Consider the following 7074-nt stretch of genomic DNA (forward strand, 5'->3'; position numbering starts at 1 on the left):
TCATAACATCCGTTATTTAAATGATCACACTAACGATGATTGCCGATAGGATGCTGACGAGCGTCGCACCATATAGCAACTTAAGTCCGAATCGAGCTACTACGTTACCTTGCTTTTCATGAAGCCCTTTGACTGCCCCTGCAATGATCCCGATGGAAGAAAAATTCGCAAAGGAAACCAAGAAAACGGAAACGATTCCAATTGTACGGTCACTCAATGTTTTTGCGGCATCCCCTAGGCTCAGCATCGCAACGAATTCATTCGTCACTAGCTTAGTCGCCATGATTCCGCCAGCCGTCACGGTTTCCGACATCGGAATACCCATGATGAAAGCAAATGGTGCAAAGATATAGCCCAAGATGTCTTGGAAGCTGATGCCGAGAATCATATCGAATAAACTGTTGATTCCTGCAATCAAGGCAACGAACCCGATTAGCATTGCTGCAACCGTCATCGCTACTTTAAATCCATCCATGATATATTCGCCTAGCATTTCGAAGAATGACTGCTTCTCTTCCCCTTCTTCAACAACGAGGATATCATCATCATCGGTAACCGTATAAGGGTTAATGATGGATGCAATGATAAATCCGCCAAACATATTGATGACAATGGCCGTCACGACATACCTTGGTTCGATCATCGTCATGTATGCACCGACGATCGACATCGATACAGTTGACATCGCTGATGCACAAAGCGTATACATCCGTGCTGGCGGGATGGCACCAAGTTGTTTTTTCAAGGTTATGAAAACCTCGGATTGACCAACTATTGCGGATGCAACAGCATTGTAAGATTCCAGTTTACCCATACCATTTATCTTGCTTAACAGTAGTCCAATCCACTTCATGATGAATGGCAGGATTTTGAAGTGCTGTAGGATCCCAATCAATGCCGAAATGAAAACGATGGGAAGAAGGACATTTAAAAAGAATGGTGCTGCTCCTTCATTGGCAATGCCGCCAAATACGAAGCTAATCCCTTCATTTGCCCATTCCAGCAGTTTTCCAAAGCCATCGGCAATCGCATTGATGATCACTAACCCGAACTTCGTATTTAATAAAAGATAAGTCAAAATAAGCTGAATGATCACCATCAAGATAATCGGCTTAATTTTAACCTTCTTCCTGTCACTACTCACTAATAAAGCTAGTCCAAAAACAATAAGCAGGCCTAAAATAGCAATCAGAAATTTCATATTCTGCCTCCACTAAGGTGTATTTAATGATCGTGCATTAATAGTAGGGTACCCTCAAAACTTTTATGCAAACGTTTTCTATTTCATCCAAAATAGTTGTACGTACCTCTTTAGAAATATATCTTAAACTAATTCTTATACAAGTGCAATCATTATTCTCTTTTTTAAAAATGGCAATTAGTAACAATCAAAAACTTCATTAAAAAAGGGAGGTCCCTTCTCGAGGAACCCACCCTTTTTTGAATTGTGTTTAGCATTTTTTTGCTTCTGTCTTTCTCGACATGATCGCGATAACGATTCCAGCTCCCCCGATTAAAAGGAGGATGATCGACGCCGCCAAGCCGCCTGCCCCATGATAAAAATCGATGTACTTACCAGCTAGAGAGTTCCCACGTTGGAAACCACCGCCATTTGGCATCTCTCCTGGTGTTATACTGCCATTAGCCCCTCCTTGTGGGGGTGTCCCCATATTGCCGCTTGTCTCATTAGGTGTGGTTTTGGTGGAATCAGCCGCGGCTTCTGTGCTACGATTTGCAGGCTGACCGACATTCATCGGCACACTGTCGCTTCCGCCAACAAACATCATGATCCCGATGACCCCTTGTATCAGTAACAGGAAAAATGCCAAAATTCCTACAAAAAAATGCATGGTACCAAGTCTATTCATACTGTTCCTCCTTCAAAAAGAAATGTATTTCCGATAAAGGCATTATCTAAAAAGACCCTTAATTTTTCCTTAAGCAGCAAGGTAAAATTAAGGGCATTTTACATTTTCTTTTGATTTCGGGGAAAAATGATTTCAAAACGAGTGCGGATATTCAGTTCACTGGTAACCTTTATGCTTCCTTGATGTGCATCTACAATCCATTTGGCAATCGATAGGCCTAAACCAGAGCCTTCATTTGCTGTACGGGATTGCTCCACTTGATAAAAACGATTGAAAATCAAGGGGATTTCTTCCTTCGGGATGCCAATGCCATTGTCCTCTACGGAAAGGATGATCGATGATGCATTCTTGACGCAGGAAAGGAAAATCTCCCCGCCTTCCTCCGTGAACTTCATCGCATTATCCACCAGAATCACCAAAAGCTGATGAATTCTCTCTTTATCGCCATGAAAAACGACCTGGTCGGGAGCATGAATAATGATTGTTTTTTCTTGAAAAGAAGATATATCAGAATACTGTTCCACGATATCGATAAGTAAGTCATCAAGGAAAAAATTCGCTTTCTTGACCTCCATCTGATTCGAATCGCTCCTGGTCAAGGTTAACAGTCCATTAACAAGCTTATTCAATCGGCGCACTTCCTTAGAAATGATCGATATATCGACGGCTTTTTCCTCGATTGTCGCGTTGGGCGATTGAAATAACAAATCAGCCCGCGATTGAATGACGGCAAGCGGCGTGCGGATTTCATGCGATGCATCCGAAACAAACTGCTGCTGCTGATCCCAGGAACGCTTTACTGGAATAAGGGCCCTTCCTGCCAGTAGATAGCCTGCGCCGACCGCCACCAAACTGCCAATGCCCCCGCCAGCAAACAAGATAATAAGCAGGCGATCGAGCATATCTTTTTCTGAATCGACATTCCTGATGAATTGTACGATCATCTCCCCGTACTTCGTATCGATCTTGGTCGAAAGGGCCCGATACGTATATCCATCCACGGATATTTCTTCAATCTCATCATATTTTCCGGGGTGAAAATCGGTTTCATTCACCTTGAAGAAATCGTCTCCAGTCAGCCTTGGCTCAATGATTGTATCTTCCGGTCCCCAAACGATGACACTCGGTCCCGGACCCAAGAGAAACTCACCTTGCGGGCGTCCGCCGGGCATGCCCCCATTGATGAAGCCCCCGTAATCCTTTTTCAGTGAATCATTGACATCCCTATAGATTTGATCTTCCGTATAGAAATAAATCGTTCTGCCTAATATGGCTAATAAGATGATAAAGACGATAGAATTCAATATTGTTAATTGAAGCCTTGTTTTTTGGAACATAGCGATCCCCTTATGGTTGTTTTAGCATATAGCCAATACCCCGAACGGTTTGAATATCTTTATGGTAATTGAAAGGTTCAAGCTTTTTCCTGAGATGGTGGATGAACACTTCGACAATCGCAATCGTCGTATCTGAATCAAATCCCCAAATGCGGTCGAAAATTTGCTCACGGGTCAATATTTTTCCATTGTTTTGAATGAGGTATTCCAACAGTTCGTATTGCTTCAAGGTCATTTTAATGACTTTTCCATCAACCGATATATCCTTTTCTTTTTCCAACAATTCGATTCCACGATATTTCACATGCTGAGATAGCGTTATGATACCGCTTCGGCGAAGGAGGGCTCGAATCCTTGCCTTAAGCTCAGGAGCCTGGAACGGCTTCACCAAATAATCATCGCCGCCCATTTCAAGACCTCTGACACGATCCTCAAGGGCATCCTTTGCCGTCAAAAACAATACGCTTGTATCGATTTTTGCTTCCCTGATTTTCCTGACGATTTCAAATCCATCCATTCCTGGAAGCATCACATCCAATAAAATGATGTCGTAAATGCCTTGAAGGGCCATGAATAGCCCATCCTCCCCATTATCACCTGTATCGACTTCATATTCCTCCGTCAGAATTTGCCGGATCGATTCCAATAATGAAGCATTATCTTCCACTACCAAAACCTTCATGAAGAACTCCCCCCTGACCGTTTCAACTGCCATTTATGTTGATTTTATCCTTTTTCATAAACAAAAGAAAGCGAGCTTATTCCTAGCCGCTTTCTTTATGATTTGTCTGCTCATTCGTGACGCAGTGCCTGGATCGGATTCAATTTCGATGCTTTATTGGCAGGAAATACGCCAAATATTATCCCGATGAATATCGAGAATAAGAAGGAAAAAAGTGTCACTGACCATGAAAAACTAATTGTTAACGTTGAAAAAGTTGATATCGCCTTTGCGATTCCCAATCCAATGGCCACTCCCAACAATCCCCCTAAACAGCTCAAGACGATCGCTTCAATCAAAAACTGCAGCAAAATCGATTTCCGGTTCGCCCCGATTGCTTTTCGGATCCCGATTTCCTTCGTCCTCTCGGAGACGGAAACCAACATGATATTCATGATTCCAATTCCGCCTACAAGTAACGAAATACTAGCGATTCCGCCAAGCATGAGTGTGAACGTATCGGACACTGAACTCATTGTATCCATCAAATCTTCTTGATTGGATACGGAATAATTATCACTTTGACCCGGGAATGAGGTGGTCATCACACCTAATAGTTCATACATCGCTCGCTCTACACTATTCTCGTTCTCCGCTTTTGCATATACCATTCCGATTGACGTGCTGCCCGTCGCCCGCTCCGCAGTCGTGATCGGGGCAATGATCACATCATCGCCGCTCGAGCCCATGGAGGTACCCACTGATTTCAGTACACCAATCACTCGATAGGAAACACCGCCGATAAGGACGTTTTGATCCAGCGCGTTATGATTTTCAAAAAGCGTACTTGCTGTGTCAGAGCCAAGGATAACGACCTTGGAGCGTAAATCCATTTCCAGATCAGTCAAAAAACGTCCTTGACTGAGTTCAAGATTCCGAACAGATAAATAGGATGAAGTGGCTCCGGTCATTGAAACCTGTGTTGAGGTTTCACCGTTTTTTGCATAAACACGTCCTGTGACCACAGGTGCCACATCCGCTATCCCTTCAAGTTTCTTAAACTGATCTATTGTTTCCTCCGTCAGCTCAACGGTATCCGTATCCGTGACGCTTACCGTCAACAAATTCGTTCCCAAACTGTTGATTTCATCCTGAACGGACTGAGAGGATCCCTGCCCGATCGAAACCAGGACGATTACGGAAGCAACGCCAATAATGATTCCAAGCATCGTTAAAAAAGCACGGACCTTATTGGTTTTGATAGAGCGCATGGCCATCTTCATCGATTCGCTCAGGTTCAATCCAATCACCTCCATTTTCAAAAAGCTGTCCGTCCTGAATCCGAACGACACGAGTTGCTTCTTTTGCCACTTCCATGTCATGAGTAATAAGAATGATCGTTTGTCCCTTTTCATTTAAATCTTTTAGCATCTGCAGCACTTCTTTACTCGTCCTGCTATCAAGCGCACCCGTCGGCTCATCCGCCAATAAGACGGGAGGGTTGCCCGCTAGTGCCCTGGCGATTGCCACCCTTTGCTGCTGTCCACCGGAAAGTTGATTCGGCAAATGGTTCATCCTATCACTTAGGCCTACCTTATCCAGACAGGCAACGGCGACCGCTTTTCTTTCCTTCACGCTCACCCCTCTATAGACAAGGGGAAGCTCGACATTTTCCAACGCTGTCAATTTCGCCAACAGATTGAAATTCTGAAAGATGAAACCTATTTTAATGTTCCGAATGGCAGCCAACTCATTATCCTTCAGCTTTCCCACTTCTTTTTCATCAAGAAGGTAATTGCCTGTGTCCGGCTTATCAAGGCATCCTATCATATTCATGAACGTCGATTTCCCTGATCCTGATGGACCGATGATGGAAATGAAGTCGCCTTTATCGATGGTAAGACATACATCTTGAAGGGCATGTACGGTTTCACCGCCCAGCTCATATAATTTGGACATATTTGTAATTTTTATGATGGAATTAGCCAAATCACTGACCTCCCCCGCTACCTGGCATACCGCCACCGTTTGGCATCCCGCCTCCGCCCGGCATTTGCATTTCTCCGCCACTTGGCATTCCTTGGCCGCCCCTCATTCCATTGAAGCCGCTGCCTGTCCGATTTTCATTCGAGACGGTTATCGGTAAAGAAACTATCTGCCCCTCTTCAAGTCCAGAAGTTATTTCAATATATCTATCATTACTGATTCCAGTCTCGACCAATGTCTTTGTACCAGCAACCGCATCCGTTGCACCTTCTTGCTCAATATTGACGTATTTCTTGTCACCGTTCATTTGGACTGCTTCGATTGGAACGTATAAGGCATCTTTCGCTCGGTTCGTCAAAATGCTTACCTCAGTTGACATCCCTATTTTAATATCACGAGGTTTGTAGATTTGAATCGTGACATCGAATGATGATACACCATTTTCATACGTACCTTCCTTTGCTACACTCGTCACCTTCCCCGTAAACGTTTCATCTTCAAAGGCACTCGCTTTTATATCGACCGTTTGTCCTTTTTTGACGCTTGTGATATCCAATTCATCAACACTGACCGTCGTTTTCAATCTTTTATAATCCGTAACATGTGCCACCACATCGTTGCCTGATAGTCGATCACCCGCCTCTACACCCAACGTCGTTACCGTACCATCGAATGGAGCCGTTATCGGATCACTTCCATCCGTGAAGGTAATCAGTTCGTCACCCTTCTCAACCACTTCATTCTTCTCCACAAGAACCTCATCCACCTCAGCCGTAGTCGAAGCAGTAATGTCCTCACTATTGATTGCAGCGACAGAGCCCGAACCGCTTATCTGCACTTCAAGATCTCCCTTTTCAACTTTAGCCGTCACTGACTTTGCCACAGCGGGCTCCGCTTTTTCCTTCATGAAAAACCAAACCGATCCCCCAACGGCCAACACCAATACCACTCCTAGCATTATCCACTTTTTCATCATTTTTCTCCTTTCAGATATCCTTTGCTGAAAGAAGTATCGCTAAGGAAGCTTAATTTTTCCTTAAGAGCTGTTTTATCGTGAAACCTTCCGCGTTTGGCGCGGATAATTTAGCCTTTGGCGCGGGAATTTCGGCCTTGAGCGGATTTATTCGACCTGTAGCGTGGGTTTTTCGACCTTAATTGGATTTATTCGACCTGTAGCGCGGGTTTTTCAACCTAAATTGGATTTATTCGACCTGTAGCGCGG

7 protein-coding genes are annotated in these 7074 nt (G+C 44.1%); all 7 read right to left on the reverse strand.

The window, feature by feature from the left end; genetic code table 11:
* Positions 1–16: 16 nt before the first annotated feature.
* Entirely contained in the window at positions 17–1201 is a 1185-nt protein-coding gene (locus tag ASU00_RS13915; RefSeq protein ID WP_057914078.1) for a NupC/NupG family nucleoside CNT transporter, read from the reverse strand.
* Between the two features lie 250 nt (positions 1202–1451).
* Complete coding sequence (locus ASU00_RS13920; RefSeq protein ID WP_057914079.1) at positions 1452–1868, reverse strand: hypothetical protein; 417 nt, start codon at positions 1866–1868, stop codon at positions 1452–1454.
* Between the two features lie 98 nt (positions 1869–1966).
* Positions 1967–3205 (reverse strand): sensor histidine kinase, encoded by a 1239-nt coding sequence (locus ASU00_RS13925; protein WP_057914080.1) that lies wholly within the window; start codon positions 3203–3205, stop codon positions 1967–1969.
* 10 nt (positions 3206–3215) lie between these two features.
* Positions 3216–3887 carry a response regulator transcription factor gene (locus ASU00_RS13930; RefSeq protein ID WP_057914081.1) on the reverse strand — a complete coding sequence of 224 codons (672 nt, stop codon included), beginning with the start codon at positions 3885–3887 and terminating at the stop codon, positions 3216–3218.
* A 110-nt stretch (positions 3888–3997) separates the two neighbouring features.
* The gene (locus ASU00_RS13935; RefSeq protein WP_236712731.1) at positions 3998–5167 is read right to left on the reverse strand and encodes an ABC transporter permease; all 1170 of its coding nucleotides are present in this window, start codon (positions 5165–5167) and stop codon (positions 3998–4000) included.
* Positions 5115–5855: an ABC transporter ATP-binding protein gene (locus tag ASU00_RS13940; RefSeq protein ID WP_330219542.1), complete on the reverse strand. Its 741-nt coding sequence runs from the start codon at positions 5853–5855 to the stop codon at positions 5115–5117. Before ASU00_RS13940 ends, ASU00_RS13935 begins: the two co-directional genes overlap by 53 nt.
* Position 5856: 1 nt before the next feature.
* The gene (locus tag ASU00_RS13945) at positions 5857–6825 is read right to left on the reverse strand and encodes an HlyD family efflux transporter periplasmic adaptor subunit (RefSeq protein ID WP_057914083.1); all 969 of its coding nucleotides are present in this window, start codon (positions 6823–6825) and stop codon (positions 5857–5859) included.
* Between the last annotated feature and the right edge of the window lie 249 nt (positions 6826–7074).

Source organism: Peribacillus muralis (assembly GCF_001439925.1).
Taxonomy (GTDB): Bacteria; Bacillota; Bacilli; order Bacillales; family DSM-1321; genus Peribacillus; species Peribacillus muralis.